Origin of the sequence: Ferviditalea candida (assembly GCF_035282765.1) — a bacterium.
In the GTDB taxonomy this organism is placed as follows: Bacteria; Bacillota; Bacilli; order Paenibacillales; family KCTC-25726; genus Ferviditalea; species Ferviditalea candida.
Genome location: NZ_JAYJLD010000085.1, coordinates 1 through 1,879 on the forward strand (window position 1 = coordinate 1; position 1,879 = coordinate 1,879).

A 1,879-nucleotide genomic window follows, 5' to 3' on the forward strand; every position below is an offset into this window, starting at 1 on the left:
CCCCATCGGGCGTTTTTTGCTCCATACTGATATTTGTACATGTTACCTAAGCGGATTCACGTCATATTCAATTTCATCCTTTTTAAATTCCGAGCAAACTTTAAAGTTTTTTTCTTTCACGGTTTCAATGAATTTCTGCAAATTTTCCAACTTTTGTTTTTTTCGCGATTCCTTGAACGCGCCCGCGCGCGTGTATGTTTCGATTATTTCTTTGTTCAAGGTGTACATTTCATCCATCAACTGATTCAACTTCTTTTTGTCGTCCTCTGTAAACTGCACATTTTTTGTGCATTCCTCTTCGTCATCATCAAATACTCCGCCGTACGCGCTTGTAACAGGTTGAGCCAAAGATTGGTACGGGATTGAAAACATTGTGAAAGTTAAGCACAAACATGCCCAAATATACTGTGTTTTTTTCATGATTTTCCCCCTTCCCCTTTGGCCGGATAATTAGTCGCGATCAAATTTCTTTTTCTGCTCAACTGTCCATTTTACATCCTTGGTACATCCCTCAATTTCATACCGATCGTCATCCGCCCGTTGTTCTGTCACATGCTGCCCATTGGCAAAAGCCAAGCCTGGCAATAACAGAGCGGCGCCTATAGTGAAGACGAATATGTTGCGCAAAAGGATTTTCTTTATTTTGGTTTTTCCCCCTTCATTTTGAAATACGTTGTTATTCTGCCCAAATGTTTGAAAGAACATCCAATTCACGATAATGGCAAGATATTTGTCCGGTTCCGTTTCATTCCCTTTTGCATTTCTTATATAGAAAATGTAATACGGGATCGGCCAGCGATCCGTAATTTGAGGTTGAAATAGTTTGGTCATCGGTCAGGATTGCTGTATAAGGACATTACCCATGACCTGTTGGAAAATCATTTCGGTCCGATAACCGTCACAAGAGACGATAAAGGGATCGGAGAAAAAAATGAAATACGCTTCCCCATTCACGAATCCATCCAATTCAACAATTTGCCGATGATCATCGAGACCGTCGGCAGCGAGGAACAAGTAGAACAACTGATCCCTAAATGGTCGATCGTCAAACGCGGGATCGCCGGAGCTTAAAAGCAAAGTACGGCAGGGGTTGATGGTTGCAATGCCCGTTGAAGTGGTCGTTTGCCAATGAACGATAATTGGAATTGAATAAAAGGGCGATGGAGTTCGCCATAAGGCATCGCGATGAAATAACTTCCACTATGGAACTAATTTCATCGCGAGCCGTAAATGTCCGTGCGACTAATGACTCCTGTCAGGCTCAACTGATGGGAGTTTTTTATTTTGATAAAAAAATGAAAAGGCGATGGAGTTCGCCATAAATGTCTTAGGCAGACTGATGACTCCTATCCGACTTGGGTAGGAGTTTTTATATTTTGGATAACGAAGGTGATCGTATGAAAATCGTTGCAATCGGGTTGGGCGGTTTTGTCGGGGCTTTTTTACGATATGCGGCGGAACAATGGCTCCCTTGGCCCGAAAGTTTCCCGCTGGGAACCATCGTGATCAACGGATTGGGATGTCTGTTTCTCGGATGGTTTTTCTCGATCAGTTCAACTCCGAAGTACCCCCCTGCTCTCCGGCTGGGAATCGGAATAGGCGCAGCGGGGGCGTTTACCACCTTTTCGACTTTTTCCTTTGAATCGGTACAGTTCTTGAGTCATCACGATTTTGGGTTTGCCGCCCTTTACGTCTGTCTCAATGTGTTGGGCGGCATGGGTTTATCCGCGTCGGGGAGCTTTTGGGCGCGCCGAAAGAGGGTGACGTGACATGATATGGGTTGGAATCGGAGGGATCATCGGTTCTTTGCTGCGTTATTTCAGCGGTAGATGGATTTCTTCCAAAAGCAAAGGCATCTTTCCTTGGGGCACATGGGCGA

General features: G+C 44.5%; 4 protein-coding genes and 2 riboswitches. Of the genes, 2 read left to right on the forward strand and 2 right to left on the reverse strand.

Going from position 1 to position 1,879, the window contains the following annotated elements; genetic code table 11:
* Positions 1-42 precede the first annotated feature (42 nt).
* Positions 43-420 (reverse strand): hypothetical protein, encoded by a 378-nt coding sequence (locus VF724_RS21085; protein ID WP_371756203.1) that lies wholly within the window; start codon positions 418-420, stop codon positions 43-45.
* 30 nt (positions 421-450) lie between these two features.
* Entirely contained in the window at positions 451-831 is a 381-nt protein-coding gene (locus tag VF724_RS21090; RefSeq protein ID WP_371756204.1) for a hypothetical protein, read from the reverse strand.
* A gap of 9 nt (positions 832-840) precedes the next feature.
* On the opposite strand from VF724_RS21090, the gene VF724_RS21095 reads away from it, so the two are divergent.
* On the forward strand, positions 841-1,071 hold the full coding sequence (locus tag VF724_RS21095; protein WP_371756205.1) for a DUF190 domain-containing protein: 231 nt from the start codon (positions 841-843) through the stop codon (positions 1,069-1,071).
* A gap of 76 nt (positions 1,072-1,147) precedes the next feature.
* Positions 1,148-1,262: riboswitch (Fluoride riboswitch) on the forward strand.
* A 31-nt stretch (positions 1,263-1,293) separates the two neighbouring features.
* Positions 1,294-1,356: riboswitch (Fluoride riboswitch) on the forward strand.
* A gap of 41 nt (positions 1,357-1,397) precedes the next feature.
* Positions 1,398-1,769 (forward strand): fluoride efflux transporter FluC, encoded by a 372-nt coding sequence (locus tag VF724_RS21100; RefSeq protein WP_371756206.1) that lies wholly within the window; start codon positions 1,398-1,400, stop codon positions 1,767-1,769.
* The last annotated feature ends 110 nt before the right edge of the window (positions 1,770-1,879 follow it).

What these genes read in the sequence shown, in the direction of transcription:
- VF724_RS21085 (WP_371756203.1), bottom strand. Translation starts at nt 420, where the DNA reads ATGAAAAAAACACAGTATATTTGGGCATGTTTGTGCTTAACTTTCACA.
- VF724_RS21090 (WP_371756204.1), bottom strand. Translation starts at nt 831, where the DNA reads ATGACCAAACTATTTCAACCTCAAATTACGGATCGCTGGCCGATCCCG.
- VF724_RS21100 (WP_371756206.1), top strand. Translation starts at nt 1,398, where the DNA reads ATGAAAATCGTTGCAATCGGGTTGGGCGGTTTTGTCGGGGCTTTTTTA.